The following is a 24122-nucleotide window of genomic DNA, read 5'->3' on the forward strand; positions in this document are numbered from 1 at the left end:
CTGCACGCCAGCCCCTCCCCGCAAGACCGCCTCAGCCTGAAGTCGCTACATCCGGGAGACCCTCATGCAGATCCTCAGTGTTTCACTGCCCGCACCGGGCGCTTTGCTCGCCGGCCGCCTGCTGCATCCCGAAGGCCCCGGCCCCTGGCCTGCCATTGTGGTGACAGGTTCCTGGACCAGCGTGAAGGAGCAGATGCCGATGACATGGGCTCGCGCGCTGGTGTCGAGCGGCCTGGCGGCTCTGGTTTTCGACTTTCGCGGCTGGGGTGAAACCGGTGGAGCGCCGCGTTACACCGAAGCGCCGGAAAGCAAGATCGAAGATCTCATGGCTGCATTCGACTGGCTCGCGCAGCAGCCCGGCATCGACCGCGATCGAATCGGCGGACTGGCACTCTGCGCTTCCGCGGGCTACATGGCTCACGCTGCTGCGCGCAGCGATGTGCCGCGGGCCATCGCACTGGTCGCGCCGTGGCTGCATGACCACGACATCCTGCTGGAGGTTTATGGCGGCGCAGAAGGCGTGAAGCAGCTCGAGGTGCTCGGCTGTGACAAGGCTGACGTGGTGATCGAGGCAGCCAGCGCCAGCAATGCCGAGGCCCTGATGTATCAGGTGCCCTACTACACCGAACCCTCACGGGGCCTGATCGCGGCCTGGGACAATCGCTTTGCGCTGCGCTCCTGGCCGCTCTGGCTGGGCTTCGACGGCATCGCCGCGGCGGGGGCTCTGAAGACGCCTGTCTGCCTCATCCATTCGGACGCCGCCGCCATCCCGAAGGGGGCGCGGCGCTTTGCCGAACGACTCGGAAAACGGGTCACCCAGCACTGGCTGGAGGGCATCAGCCAGTTCGATTTCTACGACCGGCCGGATGTGGTCGCCCAGGGCTGCCAGCTTGTGCGGGCGCACTTCATCCGCCATGGCCTGCTCCGTGGAAAGGAGGCGATGTAATGGCTCACCAACAAGGCTCCAAAGCGAATGCTGATGAAATCAGCCTGCGCAAACTCGTCCGGGATTTCGGCGCCTTTGCCGACAACGGACTGTTCGATCAGCTGGGCACACTGTTCGCGCCGGAAGTCCGGCTCGACTACAGCGCGCTCGGCGCCCCCGCAGTACAGCTCTCTCGTGAAGCACTGATCGGAAACTGGGCAAGCCTGCTGCCCGGCTTCGATCTCACTCTCCATGACATCGACATTTCAGATCTGACACTCACTGCCGATACTGCCCGTTGCGAAGCCGCCCTGCAGGCCGATCACTTCGTGGGCGCGCACTACTGGCAGCTTACCGGCCGCTACAGCTTCGAACTGCGCCGGACCAGCGTTCGCTGGAACATTGCATGCTGGGAGATCACCGCCCTGACCCTGTCGCTGGACGGAGAACTGGGCAGCCGCGAGGTTTTGGCTGCCGCGACGGCAAACGTGAGCAGGCGACGATCTGCTGAATCAGCCGCACGCTGAATCCGCACCGGATCAGTACGCGGGGCGCCCGATCAGCCCTGGCCCAGCTCACGCATGAAGGCTTCCGTCCAGCGCATCACGCGAGGCATGCAGGCCTGCAGCCGGGCCTGCTGTTCCGGAATGTCGAAGTAGGTCGCCTCATGCTGGTAGGGCTGACGCATCCGGCCCACGTCCCGTGCGTCATGACCCAGGTCGATCAGGCGCCCGTCTATGCGGTTGTACTGATGCTCGAAGTGTCCCTCGATGACACCGCCAAAGACCTGCCGCACGAACTGGGAGCCGTACTTGCAGGCACCGGAAAGATCTTCCGGCGGCAGCAGGCTGCGCTCTTTCGCCAGCTCACACCACATCCTGAAGGCGAAGTCCTTGGCCCGTGCAAAGCGCGCGTAGTCATAGACCAGGAGACCGTCCTGATGATCGATCAGACTCATTTTCCCTCCCCTGTCAGCGATAACCCTCTTCGCGCAGCACGCGCTGCACGACCGGGCGCTCGCGCATCCGCGCGTAATGGGTGGCGAGCTTTGGCGGAAGTGGTATGCCGAGCTTGTCAGCCCAGAATTCCACATAGAAAAGCGCCGGATCGGCGATCGAGAAACTGCCCGCCGCATAGCCCTCGGCGAGCTGAGTGTCGAGAATGGCGAAAGCCTTGCCGACGATCTCGCGTCCCTGGTCACGAAGCGCCTCGCCCGCTTCACCCTGGACCTGAAAGCCTTCCGCATTGAAGAGACGCGCGAAACCCTGGCCGTGCACCGTCGCCACCACATAGACGAGAAGCTCCATTACCCGCGCTGCCGCAAGCGGATCTGCCGGCAGGAGCCGGGCACGCGGATGCCTGCAGGCCAGCCAGTACGAGATCGCGACATAGTCGGTCAGCGTCTGGCCATCATCGAGCACCAGGGTCGGAATGCTGCCCTTCGGGTTGAGCGCGAGGTATTCCGGCTTGCGGTTTTCGCCGGCAGGGATGCTGATGATCCAGGCCTCGAAAGGCAGCTCCAGCTCCTCGAGCAGGATGTGCAGGCCGGTCGTGCAGGAGCCAGGTGCCATGTAGAGTTTCACGGATTCATTTCCCGGATTGCGGACAGCATCTTACGCAGGAAGGTCCAGACGGAGGATCTGCGTTTCATCCTCGTCACCGGTCATGACGCGGGCCTCGACCATGCGCCCCGCCGTATCGTAAAGATATTCATGCGTCATCTCCGTTTCGCCGTACACGCATTTTTCGATGCGACACAGCCGCCCGGCTTCATCGTAGTCCGCACGGAACCAGGTGTTCCGGTTGCGCAGCGCCGCTTCCGGAATCTCCTCCACCAGCCGGAGCGGCAGACTCACTCCCGAGTAACTCAGAAAGTAGCGCGTACTCATGCCGGCTCGCAGGGCGTCATGCCGCGGGCACAGCCTTCGCGGGGCGCCTGTGCGGCCGCGGCCGCGTCCAGATGCGCACGCAGCTGCGATTCGTTGAAGCCGACCAGCCGTGTGCCATCCGGCAACTCGATCAGCGGACGCCGGATCAAGAGGGGCGTGGCCAGCATGAGCGCGATGGCCTCGTCCCCGGAGAGCGACTCGGGCCGGATCTCGCCATCCCGCACGGCAGGGGCCGCACGATTGAACCAGTCGGCCACCGGCAGTGCACCCAGCCAGCCAAGCAGGCTCTCGCGCGTCCAGGGCCAGGCGAGGAGGCTGCGCACATCCAGCGTGTGACCGGCGGCCACCAGCCAGGCTTTCTGTTTCGCGTTGCCGCCGCAACCGGGTTTTTCGAAAAAGATGATGTGGGCCATGACTGCCTTTCAGGTTCGGTGAGCGAAGGTCCTCAGGGCGCTGCGGCGCCGGCCAGCGGATCGCCGGAACGGCCGCCAATGCCGGTGTGCAGTGAGAGGAGCTGTCGCGTCTGAACCTCGATGCGATGCCGCATGTCCGGGTCCAGGGCGCGCAGCCAGCGGCGCGGCAAGGCACGCAGACCGAAACGCGCTCCGGCAAGCATGCCGGCCAGGGCCCCGGTGGTATCGGCATCGTCGCCGCGATTGACCACCGCGAGCAGGTAGCTCTCGAAGTCGTCATGCGTGAAGAAGTGGTAGAGCACGGTCTGCAGGGTGTCGACAATGTAGCCGGTGGCAGCACCACGATAGCGCTCGGTCGAGAACCGTGGCTCGGTTGCCGCCAGTTCGTCCGCGATCGCGCGCGCGGCCTCCATGCCCTGCCCCCGCAGCAGCGCTGCCGTCATGCGGGCAAGCGCCACATTGGCAAGGTCAGAGAGCCGGTGGCCGTGGGTCACCCTGCCCTGGGCGAGCGTGTGGGCAAGCATCGTGGCCTCGTCGTTCAGGAAGCCCAGCACGGCCGGCAGGTTTCGCATGACAGCGCCATTTCCGGCGTCGCCTTCGTTCTGCGGGGCTTCGAGCGAACCCTCCAGCATGTAGCGCCGGATGCCCCGTCGGCAGGTTGCGCCGCAATCCACCGGCTTGGCGCGCATCCAGGCCACATAGTGTTCGGCCACTTCGCGCAAGTCCCAGCCACGCGCCTTCACGATGGCATCCCCCAGCGCCAGCGCCATCGTGGTGTCGTCCGTGACCTGCCCCGGTTTCAGATGCAGCCAGCCGCCACCGATGATCTCGCGGTGGGTGCCGTACTTCGCCATGATCTCGCGCGGCGTCATGAATTCCACCGTCGCACCGAGCGCATCGCCGATCGCCAGGCCCAGATAGGCACCCAGCGCACGGTCGAGCAGCGTGAGCGGCGGCAGGCCGTCGTCGCTCAGCGTCTTGTCGATCAGGGCTTCAAGCATGGCTTTCACCGATCCTCGCGTCAGCGCGAAGTCTGCGTGCAGGAAGCGTAGCGAGCGGCCCGAGGTCGATGCGAGGCGCGCAAACGTACATTCGGTACGTTGAGCACCGGAGCGTCGAGATCGGGCCGCGCAGTAGCTTCATGCCGATCAGACCGGGCGGTTTTCGTAGGGATTGCGTACGGGCCCCATGGTGGCGACAAGTTCTTCATAGGTGCTCTTGATGAACTTCTTGTCACCGGCAAACTTGACGCCCGCGTTCGCGATCGCGTCGACCTTGCCTGCACCGTCTAGCCGCTTGAGCTCGGTCTTTTCAAGGTAGAGCAGCTCGAGCGTCTCGTTGTACACCGTGGCCTCGTCGATCGGCAGGATGTAGAAGGTGGCGCCGGCATAGTCGATCACGAACTTCTTCGACAGGTCGATGTTGTCGCAGTAGAGGATGTACTTGCCGGTCGGCGACAGCGCTTCGCCCAGCACTTCTGCCAGCAGCTTGAGATAGCCGAAGGAGAGCAGGAAACCCGACAGGAAGCTGATGTGCGGCTCGCCCTCGTTGGCCACCGCGATGACCTGCTCGCAGCACTTCTCGGGCGGACGCTTTTCGTCAGCCAGCTTGGGCTGGAACTCGATGGCGATGTCGCCCCGGAAACCGAAGCGCCCCTTGACGCCCGTCGGCCCCTTGAAGACACCGTTGAGCAGGCGCTCCTCGGCTTCGAGTGGCCCGAAGGCGGTGTTATCGATGGTGGTCATGGTGACTCTCCTGTTGATTGCGGATGAAGTCCGCGGTTTTGAAAAAAGCCTGTTCGAGCTGCTGACGAAGACCGGAGTCTTCGATCGTCTCTTCCATCGCGAGCCTCATGCACTGCATCCACGCGTCTCGTGCGGCCGCGTCGACCGGAAAACCCATGTGGCGCATGCGCAGGCGCGGGTGCCCCCGCTGCGCGGAATAGTCTTTGGGGCCGCCCATCCACTCGATGAGAAAAGCAACCAGCACGAGCTTCACATGGGTGAGGTCAGCCGGATGCAGTGAGCGGATCACCTGTGCCTCCGGCAAGCTATCCATCCGGTCATAGAAACGCTCCACCAGGCGGGTAATGGGCTCGACGCCACCGATGCGCTCGAAGTGCGTCTGTCGCGAGGCGCTGCCGATGCTGACCAGCGCGGGCGCAGTGCGGGCTGCTTCCATGATTCCTCCCGATGACCGACATCCACTTCATGCTGAAGGCATATACAGGGCGTTCCGGATGCCGCATCCGCAGCGCCCCCGCTTCACGGATCCAGCCGATGGCCGTCTCCGTTCCGCTGCAGATAACGCAAGTGTCGTACCTGCGCTCCGAATCTCAGGCCACAGCGGAGATCCAGCCAATCCGGACACGGCAGCGAGCCTTCCGGACGGAAATGACACTCCATTCATTCGGGCGTCCGGCAGACGTGATTGTCAGCTTTGTCGATCCGCAGAAAGATGCGCCATCAAGCTCGGCAGATGCTCTGAAACGTCCTTGCTGCAAGGAATTCTGGCTTTTTCAGAAAAGTGGCACGCCAGTTGCTGAAAGGGACTCGCACCGACCATGTCTCGCCGACGAGTCGCTTACTTTGAAGAGCAACAAAGGCACGAGGGGCTGCATCCGGGGCACGGTAGATCGAGGGCATGTCCGACGTACCCGACAGAGGACATTTTTCGATAGCAGCAATTTCAATGCTCAATGATTCAGGAGAGTAAACATGTCAGACCTTCGTCAGATCGCCTTCTACGGCAAGGGTGGTATCGGCAAGTCCACCACCTCCCAGAACACCCTGGCTGCCCTCGCGCAGATGGGTCAGAAAATCCTCATCGTCGGTTGCGACCCCAAAGCCGACTCCACCCGTCTGATCCTTCACGCCAAGGCACAGGACACCATCCTGTCGCTGGCCGCTGAAGCCGGCTCGGTGGAAGACCTGGAACTCGAAGACGTGATGAAAGTGGGTTACCGCGACATCCGCTGCGTCGAATCCGGTGGCCCGGAACCCGGCGTGGGCTGCGCTGGCCGTGGCGTGATCACCTCGATCAACTTCCTGGAAGAAAACGGTGCCTACGACGGCGTTGATTACGTCTCCTACGACGTGCTCGGCGACGTGGTCTGCGGCGGTTTCGCCATGCCGATCCGTGAAAACAAGGCACAGGAAATCTACATCGTCATGTCCGGCGAAATGATGGCCATGTACGCCGCCAACAACATCTCGAAGGGCATCCTGAAGTACGCCAACTCCGGTGGCGTGCGTCTGGGTGGCCTGATCTGCAACGAGCGCAAGACCGACAAGGAATACGAACTGGCCGAAGCGCTCGCCGGCAAGCTGGGCACCCAGCTGATCCACTTCGTGCCGCGCGACAACATCGTGCAGCACGCCGAACTGCGTCGCATGACGGTGATGGAGTTCGCACCCGACTCCAAGCAGGCTGGCGAGTATCGCAACCTCGCCGAGAAGGTTCACGCCAACAAGGGCAACGGCATCATCCCGACGCCGATCACGATGGACGAGCTTGAAGACCTGCTGATGGCCCACGGCATCATGCAGCAGATCGACGAGTCTCAAGTGGGCAAGACCGCAGCAGATCTGGCTGCCTGAGGACCGGGAGTCGAGGGTCGGGAGTCTTGCGACTCCCGGCTTTCGCCGGCGTAACAAGGTTCTCTTCCCTCTACTCTCGCATTGCGCACAGGAGATGATGAAATGAGCATGACAATCGACGAAAAGAAGGCCCAGAACGCAGCACTCATCGACGAGGTGCTGAAGGCCTATCCGGAAAAGACCGCCAAGAAGCGCGCCAAGCACCTTAACGTGCACGAGGAAGGCAAGCCCGACTGCGGTGTGAAGTCCAACATCAAGTCGCTGCCCGGCGTGATGACCATCCGCGGCTGCGCCTACGCCGGTTCCAAGGGCGTGGTGTGGGGTCCGATCAAGGACATGATCCACATCTCGCACGGTCCCGTCGGTTGCGGCCAGTACTCCTGGGCCGCGCGCCGCAACTATTACATCGGCGTGACCGGTGTGGACACCTTCGTGACCATGCAATTCACGTCTGACTTCCAGGAAAAGGACATCGTCTTCGGCGGTGACAAGAAGCTGGAAGTGATCATGGACGAGATCCAGCAGCTCTTCCCGCTCAACAAGGGCATCTCGGTGCAATCCGAATGCCCGATCGGCCTGATCGGCGACGATATCGAAGCGGTGTCGAAGAAGAAGAGCAAGGAATACGGCGGTCATACGATCGTTCCGGTGCGCTGCGAAGGTTTCCGCGGCGTGTCGCAATCGCTGGGTCACCACATCGCCAACGACGCGATCCGAGACTGGGTGTTCGACAAGGCCGACCCCGACAAGCGCCCGGATTTCGTCTCCACGCCGTATGACGTCGCCATCATCGGTGACTACAACATCGGCGGCGATGCGTGGTCCAGTCGCATCCTGCTCGAGGAAATGGGTCTGCGCGTGATCGCCCAGTGGTCGGGCGACGGCACCATCGCCGAGCTGGAAAACACGCCCAAGGCCAAGCTCAACGTGCTGCACTGCTACCGTTCGATGAACTACATCAGCCGGCACATGGAAGAGAAGTACGGCATTCCCTGGGTGGAATACAACTTCTTCGGCCCGACCAAGATCAAGGAATCGCTGCGCGAAATCGCCTCGCACTTCGACGACACAATCAAGGCCAATGCCGAGAAGGTGATCGCCAAGTACGAGCCGCTGATGCAGGCCGTGATCGACAAGTACCGTCCGCGTCTGGAAGGCAAGAAGGTCATGCTCTTCGTCGGTGGTCTGCGTCCGCGTCACGTGATCGGGGCCTATGAGGATCTGGGCATGGAAGTAGTCGGCACCGGCTACGAATTCGGCCACAACGACGACTATCAGCGCACCACGCACTATGTGAAGGACGGCACGCTGATCTATGACGATGTCACCGGCTATGAATTCGAGAAGTTCGTCGAGAAGGTCAAGCCGGACCTGGTCGGCTCGGGCATCAAGGAGAAGTACGTGTTCCAGAAGATGGGCGTGCCTTTCCGCCAGATGCACAGCTGGGACTACTCCGGTCCGTATCACGGCTATGACGGCTTTGCCATCTTTGCCCGTGACATGGACATGGCCATCAGCTCGCCGATCTGGGGTCTGTCGAAGGCTCCCTGGAAGAAATAAGCACTCTGTGAGGAGTGAGGGGTGAGGAGTGCGGATGCCTCCGCACAAGGCCCCTCCTCACTCCCGCCCCCGAACTCCTCACTACATTTTCAGGAGAACTACCATGCCGCAATCCGCCGACAAGGTCATTGACCACGAGAACCTCTTCCGCGAGCCGGAATACCAGAAGATGCTCGCCGACAAGAAGGCCTTCGAATTCAACCACTCCGACGCGAAGATCCAGGAAATCGTCCAATGGACGAAAACCGAGGACTACAAGGAAAAGAACTTTGCCCGCGAAGGCCTCACGGTCAATCCGGCCAAGGCCTGCCAGCCGCTGGGTGCGGTGTATGTCGCCAACGGGTTTCACAAGACGCTGTCATTCGTGCATGGCTCGCAAGGCTGCGTGGCTTACTACCGCTCTCACTTCTCGCGCCACTTCAAGGAGCCGACGAGCTGTGTTTCCTCCTCGATGACGGAAGATGCGGCGGTGTTTGGCGGGCTCAACAACATGATTGACGGCCTGGCCAACACCTACAACCTCTACAAGCCCGAGATGATTGCCGTCAGCACCACCTGCATGGCAGAAGTGATCGGTGATGACCTGAACGCCTTCATCAAGACCGCGAAGGAAAAGGGCAGCGTTCCCGCGGAGTACGACGTGCCGTTCGCACACACGCCGGCCTTCGTTGGCAGTCACATCACGGGTTATGACAATGCACTGCTCGGCGTGCTCAAGCACTTCTGGGACGGCAAGGCCGACACCACTGCCAAGCTCGAACGCGTGCCGGGCGAAGCGATCAACTTCATCGGTGGCTTCGACGGTTTCGTCGTCGGCAACATGAAAGAGATCAAGCGGATCATGAATCTCTTCGGTGTCGAGTACAACATCATCTGCGACCCGTCGGAGACCTGGAACACGCCGACCGATGGCGAGTTCCGCATGTATGAAGGCGGCACTACCAAGGAGACCGTGGAAAAGGCACTCAACGCCAAAGCCACGATCATCTTCCAGGAATACTGCTGCGAGAAGACCGCCAAGTTCATCGCCGAGCACGGTCAGGAAGTCGTCGTGCTCAACAGCCCGATCGGCGTGGCCGGCACCGACCGCTTCCTGATGGAGATCTCGCGCCTGACCGGCAAGCCGATTCCGGAAGAGCTGGAAAAGGAACGCGGTCGCCTGGTCGACGCGATGGCCGACTCGCAGGCTCACCTGCACGGCAAGCGCTACGCCCTCTACGGCGACCCGGACTTCCTGCTGGGTCTCTCCGAATTCCTGCTTGAACTCGGTGCCGAGCCGGCACACGTGCTCTCGACCAACGGCGAGAAGGACTGGGCCGCCAGGATGGAGAAACTCTTCGCCAGCTCGCAGTACGGCTCGGCCTGCAAGGCCTACCCGAAGCGCGACCTCTGGCACCTGCGCTCGCTCCTCTTTACCGAGCCGGTGGACTTCCTGATCGGCAATACCTACGGCAAGTATCTCGAACGCGATACCGGCACGCCGCTGATCCGGATGGTTTTCCCGATCTTCGACCGTCATCACTATCACGTCCGGCCGATCTGGGGTTATGAAGGTGGCATGCGCGTGCTGGTCGACCTGCTCGACGAGTATTTCGAGACGCTCGACGCCAACACCATCGTCGCAGGCAAGACCGACTACTCCTACGACATCATCCGCTGAAGTCACTGGAGCAGGTCAGCAGGGGCCGCCTTCGGGCGGCCCTTTTCATTTCACGAAGCCTCCCTAGCCAGGGAGGCCCCGCCCGTATCCGGTCCTGACCGACGAGCTCGCCAAACAGACTTCAGCCGCCCCGTGAAAAGCCGGATCAGACAGGCGGCGGGATTCCAGCGCTGAAAGACAATGGAATATCCGCGCAACCCTGCCACGCATGTCAAGGCATGTAAAAAAGCGCAAAAACGCCATATTTTCAGGAATCTGGCATCAAGCATGACGGTGCCCTCCGCCTGTCCGCATTGCGGCGGAACTTGTCGGCGCCGGCTTATTAAATCCATCGTCATAGCTCACATTGTGCGCGTCGGCGCATCAGGTGCCGACACAGGCCACGGCATGCGTCCCCGAACGTGCGCGTCCTGGCAGGTCACTCACATGAGTATTTTGGAGAGCAGACGATGAGACTCAGATCCGCCGTCAGTACTGTACTAGGAGCAATGGTGCTGACCGCCATGGCGCCAGGTGCCCACGCGTTCAGCGTCGACACCGGCACCGGGCGCATCCTCGATCCGCAGAACAAGGAGGTACGCCTGTCCGGCGTGAACTGGTTCGGGTTCGAAACCCCCAACTATGTGCTGCACGGCCTCTGGTCGGTCGGCTACAAGGATTCGATCGCCAAGATGAAGACCGCCGGCTTCAATGCCGTGCGTCTGCCGTTCTGCCCCGCCACCCTGCAAGGGGTGACGCCGAACAGCATCAACTACAACGTGAACCCGGATCTGCAGGGGCTCAACTCGTTGCAGATCCTGGACAAGATCGTCAACTACCTCTCGGATCAGGGCTTCTACGTTCTGCTTGATCACCATCGTCCGGACTGCAATGCCATCTCCGAACTCTGGTACACCAGCAGCTACACCGAAGCGCAATGGCTCGCCGACCTGAAGTTCGTGGCCAACCGCTACAAGAACGTCAAGGGCGTGATCGGTATCGATCTGAAGAACGAACCGCACGGTGCCGCCACCTGGGGCACGGGTGACACCAAGACCGACTGGAACCTCGCAGCAGAGCGTGGGGCCAGCACCGTGCTGGCCGCCGCGCCGGACATGCTGGTCTTCGTGGAAGGCATCGCAGCCCAGACCGCCTGCTCGGATTCGCGCGCCTATTTCTGGGGCGAGAACATCAGCCCGCTCAAGTGCACCACGCTGAACATTCCGCGTGACCGCCTGGTGCTTGCACCGCACGTGTATGGGCCGGATGTCTATAACCAGCCCTATTTCACCGCGTCCAACTTCCCGAGCAACATGCCGGACATCTGGGACACCCACTTCGGTTTTGCCCGCGGTCTGAACTATGCGATGGCACTGGGCGAGTTCGGTGGCAAGTACGGCAAGGGTGACGCGAAGGATGTGACCTGGCAGAACAAGCTTGTCGATTACATGATCGAGAAGCGTCTGACCAACTTCTTCTACTGGTCCTGGAACCCGAACAGCGGCGACACCAATGGCCTGCTGCTCGATGACTGGACCACGCTCGACCAGAACAAGCTGACGCTCCTCAAGCGCCTGATCACGGTCAATGGCAGCACCAGCAGCAGCTCCAGCAGTGCAGCCAGCAGCTCCAGCGCCGCGAGCTCGAGCACCAGCAGCGCGTCAAGCAGCCGCTCGTCCTCTTCCTCTTCGTCGAGTTCCAGCAGCACCGCATCCAGCGCAAGCTCCAGCAAGTCGTCTTCCAGCGCCTCATCGGTCTCTTCTTCGAGCGCCTCGTCGGCAACCGGCCAGATCCAGGTCTCCTACACGGTCAACAGCGACTGGGGTACGGGCTTCTGCGGCCAGGTCACGGTCACCAACACCGGTACGACGGCGGTCAATGACTGGAGCGGCAGCTTCAATCTGCCCAATGGCAAGGTGAACCAGCTCTGGAACGCCACCTGGGCCCAGAGCGGCACCACCGTTTCGGTTACGCCGATGTCATGGAACAAGGCGATCGCGGCGAAGAGCAGCAATACCTCGGTCGGCTTCTGTGCGGATCGCAGCGCGTCGAGCTCATCGAGCTCGTCGGCGGCTTCGTCCAGCGTACCGAGCAGTTCATCATCGTCGAGCAAGTCTTCCTCGTCGGCTTCCAGCGTCTCGTCCTCAGCCGCCTCCAGCGTGTCTTCGTCGGCGGCATCTTCGAGTGTGCCCGGCAGCTCCTCCTCGTCGAGCAAGGCGTCCTCGTCTTCCTCGGCTTCGAGCGTGTCTTCCTCGAGCGCTTCGAGCACTCCGACCAGCTCGTCCTCTTCGAGCAAGTCCTCGTCCAGCAGCGCCGCTTCGTCCAGCTCGAGCACCGGGCCGGTCGTGGTTCCGCCCGGCTCCTCAAGCAGCTCTTCGGTTTCGTCGTCGAGCTCCAGCACCGGAACGGGCACGGGCGGCGGTACCTCCAGCTCGTCCAGCAGCGTTTCTTCCTCTTCCAGCAGCACCAACAGCAGCCTGGGCACAACCTCCGGCAACCCCTTCACCGGTGCCGGCATGTATGTGAACCCGGACTACGCTGCACAGGTTGATGCTTCGCTGGCGAAGCTGACCTCAGGCTCCGCCGATGCAGTGGCTGCAGCCAAGATGAAGGGCATGCCGACCGGGGTGTGGATCGACCGTATCGCGGCCATCGACGGCGGCTCGGCCAATGGCGGCCGTCTGGGCGTGGAAGGTCACCTGAAGGCCGCTCTGGCCCAGCAGGCAGCCAGCGGTGGCAAGGCGATGACCGTGACCTTCGTGGTCTACGATCTGCCCGATCGCGACTGCGCAGCGTCCGCTTCCAACGGCGAACTCAAGGCAGCGAGCGGTGGCATGGCGACCTACAAGTCGCAATACATCGACCGCCTGCATTCGATCTTTGCCAAGGATGCCTACAAGAGCCTGCGCATCGTGCTGGTCATCGAGCCCGACTCGCTGCCCAACATGATCACCAACGCCGGCCAGACCGCCTACAAGCCCGTCTGCGTGGCAGCCTCCCAGGCCAACACCTATGTCGAAGGCGTGCAGTACGCTCTGCGCAAGTTCTCCTCCCTGCCCAATGTCTATCAGTATCTGGACATCGCCCACTCGGGCTGGCTGGGTTGGGACAACAACCGCGCAGCCGCGGTGTCGAAGTTCCGCGAATGGGTGCTCGGCGTGAATGGCAATCTGTCGGTGATCCGTGGTTTCGTGACCAACGTCGCGAACTACACCCCGCTGGATGAGCCCTACTTCAACGGCACCGACAACATCGCCCAGCATGCGTTCTACGAATGGAACCGTGCGGTCGACGAGCTCACCTACATCGACAAGCTGCGTGCCGAAATGGTCGCCAACGGCTTCCCCTCGACCATGGGCTTCATCGTTGATACAGGCCGCAACGGCTGGGGTGGCACGACCCGTCCGCTGGGCTGGAACGGCGATGTATGGACCAGCAAGATCGATCTGCGCGCTCACCGCGGCAACTGGTGTAACGTGAAGAACGCGGGTGTCGGTGCACGTCCGGCCGCCAATCCGGATGCTTCGCGCAGCTACCTGGACGCCTATTTCTGGGTCAAGGGTCCGGGTGAGTCCGACGGTACCAGCGACAGCAGCGCCACCTCGCCGAACGCGGAAGGCAAGCAGTTCGACGTGATGTGCGGCACGAGCAACGTCGACGCCCTGCAAGGTGCACCGCACGCCGGCAACTGGTTCCATGACCAGTTCATGATGCTGGTGCGCAACAGCTACCCGACGCTCTACACGGGTGGCAGCAGCTCCTCGTCCTCGTCGTCCAGCGCCGCTTCGAGCTCCAGCAGCAGCGCCGCCTCGAGCAGCAGCTCGTCGGCAGCCTCTTCGAGCTCAAGCAGCGCATCGAGCACCAGCAGCTCCTCATCGTCCTCAAGCAGCAGTGCCAACAGCAGCGCCGGCATCACCTCGGGCAACCCGTTCTCGGGCGCCTCGATGTATGTGAATCCGGACTACACGGCACAAGTGGATACCTCCATCGCGAAGCTGTCTTCCGGCTCGAGCGAGGCGCTGGCTGCCACGAAGATGCGCGGCATGCCGACCGGGGTGTGGATCGACCGCATCGCGGCTATTGACGGTGGTTCGTCCAACGGCGGCCGTCTGGGCGTCGAAGGTCACCTGAAGGCCGCTCTGGCCCAGCAGGCAGCCAACGGCGGCAAGCCGCTGAGCATCACCTTCGTGGTCTACGATCTGCCCGATCGCGACTGCGCAGCGTCTGCTTCCAACGGCGAACTGAAGGCAGCCAACGGCGGCATGGATACCTACAAGACTCAGTACATCGATCGTCTTCAGGCCATCTTTGCCAAGGATGCCTACAAGAGCCTGCGCATCGTGCTGGTCATCGAGCCCGACTCGCTGCCCAACATGATCACCAACGCCGGCCAGACCGCCTACAAGCCCGTCTGCGTGGCAGCCTCCCAGGCCAACACCTATGTCGAAGGCGTGCAGTACGCTCTGCGCAAGTTCTCCTCCCTGCCCAATGTCTATCAGTATCTGGACATCGCCCACTCGGGCTGGCTGGGTTGGGACAACAACCGCGCAGCCGCGGTGTCGAAGTTCCGCGAATGGGTGCTCGGCGTGAATGGCAATCTGTCGGTGATCCGTGGTTTCGTGACCAACGTCGCGAACTACACCCCGCTGGATGAGCCCTACTTCAACGGCACCGACAACATCGCCCAGCATGCGTTCTACGAATGGAACCGTGCGGTCGACGAGCTCACCTACATCGACAAGCTGCGTGCCGAAATGGTCGCCAACGGCTTCCCCTCGACCATGGGCTTCATCGTTGATACAGGCCGCAACGGCTGGGGTGGCACGACCCGTCCGCTGGGCTGGAACGGCGATGTATGGACCAGCAAGATCGATCTGCGCGCTCACCGCGGCAACTGGTGTAACGTGAAGAACGCGGGTGTCGGTGCACGTCCGGCCGCCAATCCGGATGCTTCGCGCAGCTACCTGGACGCCTATTTCTGGGTCAAGGGTCCGGGTGAGTCCGACGGTACCAGCGACAGCAGCGCCACCTCGCCGAACGCGGAAGGCAAGCAGTTCGACGTGATGTGCGGCACGAGCAACGTCGACGCACTGCAAGGTGCGCCGCACGCCGGCAACTGGTTCCATGACCAGTTCATGATGCTGGTGCGCAATGCGTACCCGGCGCTGAACTGATCAGCAGGCCAGGCAACACGAAGGGCGGGTTCCGAAAGGGACCCGCCCTTTTTCGTGCGCATGCTCCGGGCATGAAAAAGCCGGGCAGCGGGCTGCCCGGCTCGCACTGGAAATGGCCGGATTACTTCAGGCTGGTCATCGGCACATGATCCATGTCCGGGAAGGTCTGGTTCTCGCCTGCCATCCCCCAGATGAAGGTATAGGACTGCGTACCGACGCCGGTATGGATGGACCAGCTCGGCGAAATCACGGCCTGCTCGTTGCGCATCACGATGTGGCGCGATTCGGTCGGCTCGCCGCACATGTGGAAGACGACGCCGTCGGGCTGCATGTTGAAGTAGAAATAGACCTCCATGCGGCGCTCGTGCGTGTGGCAGGGCATGGTGTTCCACATGCTGCCTTCCTCGAGCTTCGTGAGCCCCATGATGAGCTGGCAGGAATCGACCACGCCGGGCACGATGTACTTGTTGATCGTGCGGCGATTGCTGGTGCGCGCCTCGCCCATGGTCTGCGGGCTGGCCATGTCACGCGTGACCTTCACGATCGGATAGCTGGCATGCGCCGGCGTGCTGTTGTAGTAGAACTTGGCGGGTGCGTCGGCGCTCACGCTGCGGAAACGCAGATCACGTGCGCCCTTGCCGATGTAGAGCGCTTCTTCGCTGCCGATCGCGTACTCCACGCCATCCACCACGATGACGCCGGCGCCACCGATGTTGATGACGCCCATTTCGCGCCGCTCGAGGAAAAAAGCGGTCCCGAAGGTCTTGCCCAGATCGGGCAGGCTCACCTCACCGGTAAGCGGCATGACGCCGCCGAACACGATCCGGTCGACGTGGCTGTAAGTCATGGTCATCTGGTCGGCAATGAAAATCTGCTCGACCAGGTATTCCCTGCGCAGTCCTTCGGTATCAAGGGTCTTGCTGTAGGCGGCGTTACAGGACTGGCGGATATCGATTTGCATGATGGCTCCTGATGCGGACGGGCGTGTTCCGGCCCGGAATGAAGATCTGGTACGTCGCGATTCTACGGACTTGCGCCCGATCTGACAGTCGGAGGATCCGCCAGCTTGATCCAGGCCAGATTGCTCCCGGAACGCGCCGCCCTGCAGGTATGATCCGCGCTGGGAAAAAACATTCAATTCTTCCGTCCAGCGCCCCGCACGCGCCTACCATCCCGCAAAAACCGCCGGACGGCAAAACAAGACAGACAGCACACCGAGGAACATCGATGAGCACAGGGGAATACAGGGTCGTCTTCAGGGGAGGCATTCTGGCCGGATTCGAACCGGAGACCGTCAGGCAGAAAGCCAGCCGCCGGCTCAAGGCCAGCGAGGAGCAGATCGTCAAGCTGTTTTCCGGCCGCATGGCTATCCTGCGCAAGGGTGTCGAAGCGGAAGTTGCCGAGCGCTACGTCAGGGAGTTGCGTGCCATCGGGATGGATGTGGCCTCCGAGTCGATGTCGCCCCCGGCCGCACCCGCAGTCCCCGATCTGGTTGCAGCGGGCAATCCCCGGCCGGTGCAGACCGCCGATCTCGAGAAGACGCAACTGGCCGACCCCAATGCGCTCGCCGCCTACCTGAATGACTCGATGATGCCGCTTCACGGCGACGCACCCGATTCGCTCATCGGTCGCAGGAGTGCCGCGCAGCCGAGCGTTCCGGCAAAGGCCGCTGTGGAGCAGGACGCCGTCCGGACCCTGGTTGCCAGTGCGGAAGCGCTGGACCGCTATGTCAATGCGGCCGCCGAATTCACGCCGCCACCGGTTACTCCTGCCGCGACAAGTCCGGTTCGCGAGGAACCGTCGCTGGTCGAGATGGCACCGCCCGCAGCACGGGAAACGCAAGCCGTGCCCGAGCAGGCGCCAGTGCTCAGCAGTCCGTTCAGTCACATGACGGAAGCGCGTCTCGAAGAAACTCCGCAGGCCCCGCTGGAGAGCGGTCTCGCGGCGCGCGCGCTGGCCCGCCGCAAGAAACTGTATTTCGGCGCGGGTGCGCTCATCGTCCTGATCCTTGTCCTGTGGCTGATCTGAGCACTGCAGCCAGCTGAATTTCGAGCAAGCCCGGCCCATACCCCGGCGTCTGCGCTGGCGCTCGCGCGAGACGCCGGTCGCGTGATCAAGGCCTTACAATACGCGCCCCTCTGCCCGCCGCACTCGCCGATGTCCGCCACGTTCTCCGCCCTGCACGATCTGGAGTCGAAGCTCCATGAGCTGGATCGCCGCGCCCAGCGACGGCGGCGGCGCATCCAGCAAAAACCTTGCGGCCCGGAAGCGCGGATAGATGGCCGGGTAATGCTGTCTTTCGCCAGCAATGACTACCTGGGATTGGCCAACGCACCGGAACTGATCGAGGCGGCACGCGAAGCCCTGCCTCACTGGGGGCTCGGCTCCGGGGCCTCGCACCTGGTCAGTGGTCACACCGAAGCCCATGAAGCGATGGAGCAGCAGCTTGCCCGCTTCACCGGCATGCCTGCGGCCATTTCCTTCTCGACCGGCTACCTGGCCAACATCGCGGTCATGCCGGCACTGCTCGGCCGCGAAGACGAAATCTTTGCCGACCGGCTCAATCACGCTTCGCTGATCGATGGCGCCCTGCTCTCCCGAGCCCGACTGACGCGCTACGCCCATTGCGACCTCGCGATGCTGGGCCGGCAGCTTGAAGCCTCACGCGCCCGGCGCAAGCTGATCGTCACCGACAGCGTTTTCAGCATGGATGGCGACCTGGCGCCTCTGCCCGCCCTGCTCGAACTTGCCGAACGCTACGACGCCTGGCTGCTGATCGACGATGCGCACGGATTCGGCGTGCTGGGGCCACAGGGACGCGGAGCCCTGGCTGCCGCAGGCCTGAGCTCGCCCCGGCTGATCCTCATGGCCACGCTTGGCAAGGCGGCGGGCGTGGGGGGGGCTTTCGTCGCGGCACATCCGGTCGTGGTCGAATGGCTCATGCAGACCGCCCGCCCCTGCATCTTCACCACCGCCACCCCGCCCTTGCTGGCCGCCGCTGTCTGCCGTGCGCTCGAGCTCATCGAAGCCGGTGATGCGCGCCGTGCCCGTCTGCAGCAACTCATTGCGCGTCTGCGCCAGGGGCTGGAGGCGCTGGGCTACCGGACCGCCGCTTCGGCAACCCCCATCCAACCGGTCATCATCGGCGAAAACGCGCAGGCGCTGTCGCTGTCCCGGGCACTCGAAGAACGCGGGCTGTACGTGCCGGCCATCCGACCGCCGACAGTTCCGCAAGGCAGTGCGCGTCTGCGCGTATCGCTGACTGCCGCTCACTCCGAAGCAGACGTCGACCGCCTGCTGGAAGCGATGCGCGAGGCCCGCACGGACATGCCCTCAGCATGAATCCGGTCGTGCTCCTTCAGGGCTGGGGATTTTCCAGCCGGATCTGGGCGGGCCTGCAGGAAGCCCTGCCGGATCTCCAGCTCCAGACACCGCGAGTCGATGAATCCGCCGGCACGCTGGCCGCCCGCGCCGATGCGCTGTCCGCACACCTTGCCCGCGGCAGCATCGTCGTGGGCTGGTCGCTCGGCGCCATGCTGGCCATCGAGACTGCACGACGGCATCCGGAGCGGGTCAGCGGCCTCTTCCTCATCGGCGCCAATGCAGCGTTCGTTCGCAGGGAAAGCTGGCCGGATGGTCTCGCTCCGGAGGTCGTCTCAGCCTTCCGGCAGGATTTCACCCGCCAACCCGCACGCACGCTCAAACGCTTCCTGGCTCTCCAGATCATGGGCGACGGCCAGCGCGCGCCCTTGCAGGCGCTGCTCGACGCAGCGCTGCTGGCGCCACACACGCCGGGACTGTCGCAGGGTCTGGAAATCCTGGAAAACGCTAGCCTGATGGACGCTCTGCCGGCGATCCGTTGCCCGGTTGAGCTGCTGCATGGCAAACATGACGCAATCATGCCGGTTGCGGCAGCCCGGGTGATCGCGCAACGCATTCCGCACGCGCGCCTGACCGAAGTCGCCGACGCGGGGCATTGTCCCCTGTTCACCCAGCCGGCGCAGATGGCCGCCCTGATCCGCGCGTTCGCCGATGACCGCTGAGAAAAAACGCATTCGCGACGCCTTCAGTGCCGCCGCGCAAACCTATGACGGCGTCGCAGCTGTACAAAGGCGGATCGCAAGGCGACTCGCGAGTCATGTCCCGCCTTCGGCAGCGATTCTGGATGCAGGTGCCGGCACCGGATTTCTCGCAGCCTGCCTGCGCGAGCGCCTTCCCGAGGCCGTGATCCTGCATCTCGACGCTGCGCTCGGCATGTGCCGCCAGGGCCGGCAGCCGGTCGTCTGTGCCGATCTGGAAGCCCTGCCCCTGGCAGCAGACTGCATTGATCTCTACTGCTCGTCCCTCGCATGGCAATGGACCCGACCCGCACAGGCAGCACAGGAGGCGTTCCGCGTCCTGGGTCCGGGTGGCACCCTGCGTGTTGCAACACTGGGCCCTGACACCTTGCAGGAGTTGCGAAGCGCTTTCCGCTCCGTGGATGACGCACCGCATGTCAGGAGCTTCGACACCCTGCACGTTCATCAGCAAGCCCTGGAGCGCGCGGGCTTCGGCCAGATCCGGATCGAGCGCCACCTCGAGCAGACCCATTCGGAGGGGCTTCGCCAGATCCTGCATGAGCTCCGGGCACTTGGCGCGCACAGTCTCGCGCAGCGCAGGCCCGGCATGCTGGGCCGCCAGGCCTGGCTGAAACTTCAGGCCACCTATGAGGCCTTCCGACAGCCCGAAGGGCTGCCGGCAAGTTATGACGTGCTGATACTGGAAGCGATCAAGCCATGAAAGCCTTTTTCCTGACCGGGACCGATACCGAAATCGGCAAGACCTTTTCTGCCTGCGCCCTGCTCCACGCCTGGCGTTCGGCCGGATTGCGCGCGACGGCCTACAAGCCCGTGGCAGCAGGCGCGGAATACGTCGATGGAATCTGGAGCAACGAGGACGCCAGGCGCCTGCATGCCGCATCGAGCGAGGGTCCCACGATCACCGACATCAATCCGGTCTGCCTGCGCAGCCCGATTGCGCCGCATATAGCTGCCGCCGAAGAAGGTGTGGCGCTTGAGTTGCCTGCGCTGCTCAAAGGCTTCTCACGGCTGTCGGAACAAGCGGATCGAGTACTGGTCGAGGGCGTTGGCGGCTTTCGCGTGCCACTGGGGGCGGATTTCGACAGCGCCGATCTTGCTGTCGCACTCGACTTGCCCGTGCTGCTGGTCGTCGGACTTCGACTGGGTTGCATCAATCACGCGCTTCTGAGCGCAGAAGCGATTGCAGCACGCGGCCTGACGCTGGCAGGCTGGATCGGCAATCGCCCGCTCCCGGCACCGATGCTGCACGAGGCCGAAAACATCGAGACGCTTCGGCGTCTCATCAAGGCGCCTTGTCTGGGCATCCTGCCGCATGCGTCTGCACCGTCCGCAAAAGAAACACTTTCCGCACTCGATATCACCCGGCTTTGAGCCAGTACGGGCAGGCGGTGGCCTGCAATGCTAGACTCCACGCCTCCCGGAAAAACCGTTCCAGCCACGCCATGAAGCCCTCCCGCAATCGCCGTGCAAGCACCCAGCCGCCCGAAGCGGAAACACTCCAGAAACTGGCAGCCGGACTCGCCGAATCGGGGTGCCGAGCAGAAGACGCGTTCTGGGAAAAGCATCTGGAGGAAGCACTTGACGCGGTGTTTGCCGAGGGCGACGAAAACGTGCTCGTCAACGCGCTGGATGGTCTCTATGAAAAGCAGCAACGCGCCTACGAAGTCCTCGCTGACAGCATCGAGAGTCGTGCAGAAGAGGCAGGCGTACTGCTTCTGGCAGCACCGGTCCTGGCTTGGTCGCGGTTCGAGATTCCCTCCGGCCGGATTCCTGCTGCGATCCTCAAGGATCTGAGCGTTCACCTGCGTGCGCACGTGCTTGCTGAAGGCGTGCAGCTTGGCATTGCCGACATGCTGTTCAGCCCGGATCAGCTGCCCCAGGGATTCTGTGAAACCGCCGGATTCACCCGCGCCATCGCGGCCGCTGCCGAGGCAGACGGGGTCATGAAGGTGGATGAGAAATCGCTGCCTGAGACCGGGCGCTTCCTGTCGGATGTGCGTTACATTCTGGCCGCGGTCAAGGCAGGCAAGGCCCAGCCCATTTTCCGCTGGCAGGAAGCCGATGGTTCGAGGGCTCACGCCCTCGCGCAATGGAAGCAACAGGGTGGCGCCTGCCTTGCGCCCATGCTGCCGGGATGCGCGATCGAGCCAGAGCTGCCGGATGCCTTCTTTGCCGCATGCAGGCAGTCCGATCGGGCATCACGGCCCTTCTCCATCATGGCATCGACCGCATTCCTGAGCACGACCCTGGACGTCGAGCCGGAGAAGCTTCGTGCCGTGGTTGCCGTGTTCCGTGACCAGCAGGTCGAGGAGCTGCGCATCGGATTCACGCTCGCGGAGCGCAGCGAGGTCGTACACGGTGTGGTCTGGCCGCTGCTGGGGCCGGACGAAGAAGCGGCCGAAGCCTTCGTCCAGATCGAAGCCTCGCTCCGGCAAGTCGGCATCCGCATCATCGAGCAGCTGGACCAGCGTTTCCCGCTGGAGTACTGCGACGATTGCGGTGCGCCGATGTATCCCTCCCCCGAGGGCGAGGCGATGCATGCCGAGCTTCCGGAAGACCGCGCTGGCCAGATGCCTCGACATCTTCACTGAAAACAAAAACCCGCGTGACCGCGGGTTTTTCATTTGATGAGCGTCCTTCGCAATGAATGCCCGGCTCAGGGCATGTCATCCACGATATCGCGTCCATTCACGCGTACGGTCGCCGTAGCTACACCGCTTTCGTCCGTCCTGAGCGGGCTGACATTCAGCGTGCCGGACTCCAGCGAGCGTTGCAGACGCTGCTTGGCCATATCACTGTTGTCGTTGCCTTTGAGGCCCGCCACCCGGTACTTGCGCCCCTGGTAGAAGAACGTCTGCCCATCGACGGCGTATGCGCGATCAGGCACTGTCCGGGCCTTCACCACCTCGGGCGACGCCTGTGGCGGGCGGGTGAGGGCGTTCTCACTGATCGGACTGGTCAGGCTTTTGGGCTCCGCAGGTGCGGCAGCCTGTTTGCAACTGCGCCGATTGACGTAGCCCTTGGCTGTCTTGACTTTCACCGTGCGGCAGGTGGCTGTCGCGGTCTTGTCTGCAGGAGCGGCAGCGGGCCTGACCGCGGATTTCGCCTTGGGTGCAGCGCTGCGCTTTGATGTGCCGCTGGCGGACTTGGCAGGCGCCTTGGCGGCGGCCTTCTGTGTCGTCTTCTGTGCGCTCTTGCCATGCTGGGTGGCCGCCTGCAGCGGCATGGCGCACAACGTCCCCAGACTGGCAAGCAGCAGACCTCGCGTAAACAAACTCATCTTTTCTCCATCGGGATGTCACGCCTCCCGGACCGGCAGTGCGAAATACGGGGGGGGGATTTTCTCACCGTTCGCGTGCAAGGAAGTGTGGCAAATGAGAAAATTCGCGTCCTGCATAGTTCCACAGCCCGAACAAAGATGATCAGAATTTACGGAATCAAACAATGCAGCACAATGCAGAAAGCCTTCGCATGGCTGGACGCGAACGGGCTTGCCTATACTTTCCACGATTACAAGAAGCAGGGAATCGATGCCGCAAGCCTGGATGCATGGGCCGACGCAATCGGCTGGGAAGCCCTGCTCAATACCCGCGGCACCACCTGGCGCAAGCTGAGCGATGCGGAGCGTGAAGGCGTCGATCGCGCCAAGGCGCTGGCACTGATGCAGACACACACCAGCCTCATTCGCCGCCCGGTACTGGTTGCAGGCAAGACCCTGTTGGCCGGATTTGATGAACAGCGCTTCGCCGCAGCATTGAAAGAAGCCCAATGAACGATTTTGTCTGCAAGTTCCTGCTCGACGACCTCGATATCCGCGGTTCGGTCGTTCGCCTCGGCCCGGCCTGGCAGAAAATTCTGGCTGGTCGCGATTACGCGGCACCGGTCAGCGCCATGCTCGGCGAGATGTGTGCGATTACGAGTGTGATCGCTGCGAGCCTGAAGCAGCCTGCCCGGCTGACCTTCCAGCTCAGCGGCCATGGCCCGGTATCCCTGATGGTCATCGACTGCACGGAAAGCCTGAACCTGCGCGCGTATGCCCGAGCCGAAGCGCTGCCGCAAGAGGCCACCACACTGGGCAGTCTGCTGGGAGACGGCCGACTGCTCATGTCGCTCGATGAGGTGGGGGCACGCCAGCCGTATCAGAGCTATGTCCCGATCGAGGGGGACTCGATCACGGCCTTGTTCGAACACTACCTGGCTCAGTCGGAGCAGCAGCCGGCCCGCCTGGTTCTCTGCTCGGACGCGCAACAGACCTCGGGGCTTTTTCTGCAGAAACTGCCGAACGCCGACAGAAAGGACGCAGACGGGTGGAACCGGATTACCCAGCTGGCCTCAACCGTCAAACCCGCAGAACTCGCAGGACTGGATCCCGAAACACTGCTCTCGCGCCTCTTTGCCGAAGAAACCGTACGCGTCTTCGAGCCGCGAACCGTGACGCACGACTTTCCGCCAGACCGCGAGAAGATCGCCACGATGCTTCGCAGCCTGGGGCAGGCGCAACTTGAGGAAGTGCTGGCCGAGCACGGCGTTGTCGACATTCACGACGACCTGTCGAACCACAGCTATCGCTTCACGCCGGAAGAAGTCAGAGCATTGTTCGATGCCGGGAAGCCGACGCTGCACTGAGCACGCGCCCACAAAAAAGGCCCGCATGATGCGGCAATGCCGCTCAGTTAAGCAAAGGCCCCTCGGGGCCTTTGCTATTTGTACAGTACAGGCTGTGCAACTGGAGCCGTGCCGAGCGGTGCGGATGAACGAGAATGCTGCTGCAAGAGTACCTGTGCGAGACCCATCAATACGCGACGCCTGAGCAGTGGGGAAGCGTTCGAGACAGCTTGCCGCAA

The 24122-nt window shown here is 62.8% G+C and carries 24 protein-coding genes; 15 read left to right on the plus strand and 9 right to left on the minus strand.

Going from position 1 to position 24122, the window contains the following annotated elements; translation table 11 throughout:
• The first annotated feature begins 64 nt into the window (after positions 1-64).
• A complete protein-coding gene (locus ABDB87_RS11910) occupies positions 65-946 on the plus strand; it encodes an alpha/beta hydrolase (protein ID WP_345927238.1) in 882 nt (293 codons plus the stop codon).
• Entirely contained in the window at positions 946-1452 is a 507-nt protein-coding gene (locus tag ABDB87_RS11915; RefSeq protein ID WP_345927240.1) for a nuclear transport factor 2 family protein, read from the plus strand. The genes ABDB87_RS11910 and ABDB87_RS11915 overlap by 1 nt, the downstream gene beginning before the upstream one ends.
• A gap of 32 nt (positions 1453-1484) precedes the next feature.
• On the opposite strand, the gene ABDB87_RS11920 is transcribed toward ABDB87_RS11915, so the two are convergent.
• The 7 genes from ABDB87_RS11920 to ABDB87_RS11950 form a co-directional block, all read right to left on the minus strand.
• A complete protein-coding gene (locus ABDB87_RS11920) occupies positions 1485-1883 on the minus strand; it encodes a hypothetical protein (protein WP_345927242.1) in 399 nt (132 codons plus the stop codon).
• 13 nt (positions 1884-1896) lie between these two features.
• Positions 1897-2508, minus strand: coding sequence for a glutathione S-transferase family protein (locus tag ABDB87_RS11925; RefSeq protein WP_345927244.1), 612 nt, complete (start codon positions 2506-2508; stop codon positions 1897-1899).
• A gap of 30 nt (positions 2509-2538) precedes the next feature.
• The gene (locus ABDB87_RS11930; protein ID WP_345927246.1) at positions 2539-2814 is read right to left on the minus strand and encodes a DUF6156 family protein; all 276 of its coding nucleotides are present in this window, start codon (positions 2812-2814) and stop codon (positions 2539-2541) included.
• Positions 2811-3227 (minus strand): ArsC/Spx/MgsR family protein, encoded by a 417-nt coding sequence (locus tag ABDB87_RS11935; protein ID WP_345927247.1) that lies wholly within the window; start codon positions 3225-3227, stop codon positions 2811-2813. Before ABDB87_RS11935 ends, ABDB87_RS11930 begins: the two co-directional genes overlap by 4 nt.
• A gap of 32 nt (positions 3228-3259) precedes the next feature.
• A complete protein-coding gene (gene draG / locus ABDB87_RS11940; RefSeq protein ID WP_345927249.1) occupies positions 3260-4228 on the minus strand; it encodes an ADP-ribosyl-[dinitrogen reductase] hydrolase in 969 nt (322 codons plus the stop codon).
• Between the two features lie 147 nt (positions 4229-4375).
• Positions 4376-4972: a hypothetical protein gene (locus ABDB87_RS11945; protein WP_345927251.1), complete on the minus strand. Its 597-nt coding sequence runs from the start codon at positions 4970-4972 to the stop codon at positions 4376-4378.
• Positions 4956-5408, minus strand: coding sequence for a group II truncated hemoglobin (locus ABDB87_RS11950; RefSeq protein ID WP_345927253.1), 453 nt, complete (start codon positions 5406-5408; stop codon positions 4956-4958). Before ABDB87_RS11950 ends, ABDB87_RS11945 begins: the two co-directional genes overlap by 17 nt.
• 11 nt (positions 5409-5419) lie before the next feature.
• On the opposite strand from ABDB87_RS11950, the gene ABDB87_RS11955 reads away from it, so the two are divergent.
• The 5 genes from ABDB87_RS11955 to ABDB87_RS11975 all read left to right on the plus strand — a co-directional run bounded on the left by ABDB87_RS11955 (position 5420) and on the right by ABDB87_RS11975 (position 15199).
• Complete coding sequence (locus ABDB87_RS11955; protein WP_345927255.1) at positions 5420-5929, plus strand: hypothetical protein; 510 nt, start codon at positions 5420-5422, stop codon at positions 5927-5929.
• A gap of 15 nt (positions 5930-5944) precedes the next feature.
• Complete coding sequence (gene nifH, locus ABDB87_RS11960; RefSeq protein ID WP_345927256.1) at positions 5945-6826, plus strand: nitrogenase iron protein; 882 nt, start codon at positions 5945-5947, stop codon at positions 6824-6826.
• A gap of 102 nt (positions 6827-6928) precedes the next feature.
• Positions 6929-8386 (plus strand): nitrogenase molybdenum-iron protein alpha chain, encoded by a 1458-nt coding sequence (gene nifD / locus ABDB87_RS11965; RefSeq protein ID WP_345927257.1) that lies wholly within the window; start codon positions 6929-6931, stop codon positions 8384-8386.
• Between the two features lie 103 nt (positions 8387-8489).
• Positions 8490-10046, plus strand: a complete 1557-nt coding sequence (gene nifK, locus ABDB87_RS11970) for a nitrogenase molybdenum-iron protein subunit beta (protein WP_345927258.1) — start codon at positions 8490-8492, stop codon at positions 10044-10046.
• A gap of 449 nt (positions 10047-10495) precedes the next feature.
• A complete protein-coding gene (locus tag ABDB87_RS11975; protein ID WP_345927259.1) occupies positions 10496-15199 on the plus strand; it encodes a glycoside hydrolase family 6 protein in 4704 nt (1567 codons plus the stop codon).
• Positions 15200-15320: 121 nt separating this feature from the next.
• On the opposite strand, the gene kduI is transcribed toward ABDB87_RS11975, so the two are convergent.
• Positions 15321-16160 (minus strand): 5-dehydro-4-deoxy-D-glucuronate isomerase, encoded by an 840-nt coding sequence (gene kduI, locus ABDB87_RS11980; RefSeq protein WP_345927261.1) that lies wholly within the window; start codon positions 16158-16160, stop codon positions 15321-15323.
• Between the two features lie 266 nt (positions 16161-16426).
• On the opposite strand from kduI, the gene ABDB87_RS11985 reads away from it, so the two are divergent.
• The 6 genes from ABDB87_RS11985 to ABDB87_RS12010 all read left to right on the plus strand — a co-directional run bounded on the left by ABDB87_RS11985 (position 16427) and on the right by ABDB87_RS12010 (position 21869).
• Positions 16427-17227, plus strand: a complete 801-nt coding sequence (locus tag ABDB87_RS11985; protein WP_345927263.1) for a hypothetical protein — start codon at positions 16427-16429, stop codon at positions 17225-17227.
• 129 nt (positions 17228-17356) lie between these two features.
• Positions 17357-18541, plus strand: a complete 1185-nt coding sequence (gene bioF, locus ABDB87_RS11990; RefSeq protein ID WP_345927265.1) for an 8-amino-7-oxononanoate synthase — start codon at positions 17357-17359, stop codon at positions 18539-18541.
• Entirely contained in the window at positions 18538-19242 is a 705-nt protein-coding gene (locus ABDB87_RS11995; RefSeq protein WP_345927267.1) for an alpha/beta fold hydrolase, read from the plus strand. Before bioF ends, ABDB87_RS11995 begins: the two co-directional genes overlap by 4 nt.
• Positions 19232-19978, plus strand: coding sequence for a methyltransferase domain-containing protein (locus ABDB87_RS12000; RefSeq protein WP_345927269.1), 747 nt, complete (start codon positions 19232-19234; stop codon positions 19976-19978). The genes ABDB87_RS11995 and ABDB87_RS12000 overlap by 11 nt, the downstream gene beginning before the upstream one ends.
• Entirely contained in the window at positions 19975-20649 is a 675-nt protein-coding gene (gene bioD / locus ABDB87_RS12005) for a dethiobiotin synthase (protein ID WP_345927271.1), read from the plus strand. The genes ABDB87_RS12000 and bioD overlap by 4 nt, the downstream gene beginning before the upstream one ends.
• Positions 20650-20720: 71 nt before the next feature.
• Positions 20721-21869, plus strand: a complete 1149-nt coding sequence (locus tag ABDB87_RS12010; RefSeq protein WP_345927272.1) for a DUF2863 family protein — start codon at positions 20721-20723, stop codon at positions 21867-21869.
• A 65-nt stretch (positions 21870-21934) separates the two neighbouring features.
• Here the strand turns inward: ABDB87_RS12010 and ABDB87_RS12015 are convergent, their stop codons facing one another.
• Complete coding sequence (locus ABDB87_RS12015) at positions 21935-22558, minus strand: hypothetical protein (protein WP_345927274.1); 624 nt, start codon at positions 22556-22558, stop codon at positions 21935-21937.
• Positions 22559-22696: 138 nt separating this feature from the next.
• Between ABDB87_RS12015 and ABDB87_RS12020 the strand changes: the two genes are divergently transcribed.
• Both ABDB87_RS12020 and hslO read left to right on the plus strand, forming a co-directional pair.
• Positions 22697-23050 carry an ArsC family reductase gene (locus tag ABDB87_RS12020; protein WP_345927276.1) on the plus strand — a complete coding sequence of 118 codons (354 nt, stop codon included), beginning with the start codon at positions 22697-22699 and terminating at the stop codon, positions 23048-23050.
• Positions 23047-23904 (plus strand): Hsp33 family molecular chaperone HslO, encoded by an 858-nt coding sequence (gene hslO / locus ABDB87_RS12025; protein WP_345927277.1) that lies wholly within the window; start codon positions 23047-23049, stop codon positions 23902-23904. Before ABDB87_RS12020 ends, hslO begins: the two co-directional genes overlap by 4 nt.
• Positions 23905-24122: the final 218 nt, after the last annotated feature.

Source organism: Uliginosibacterium paludis (assembly GCF_039631355.1).
In the GTDB taxonomy this organism is placed as follows: domain Bacteria; phylum Pseudomonadota; class Gammaproteobacteria; order Burkholderiales; family Rhodocyclaceae; genus Uliginosibacterium; species Uliginosibacterium paludis.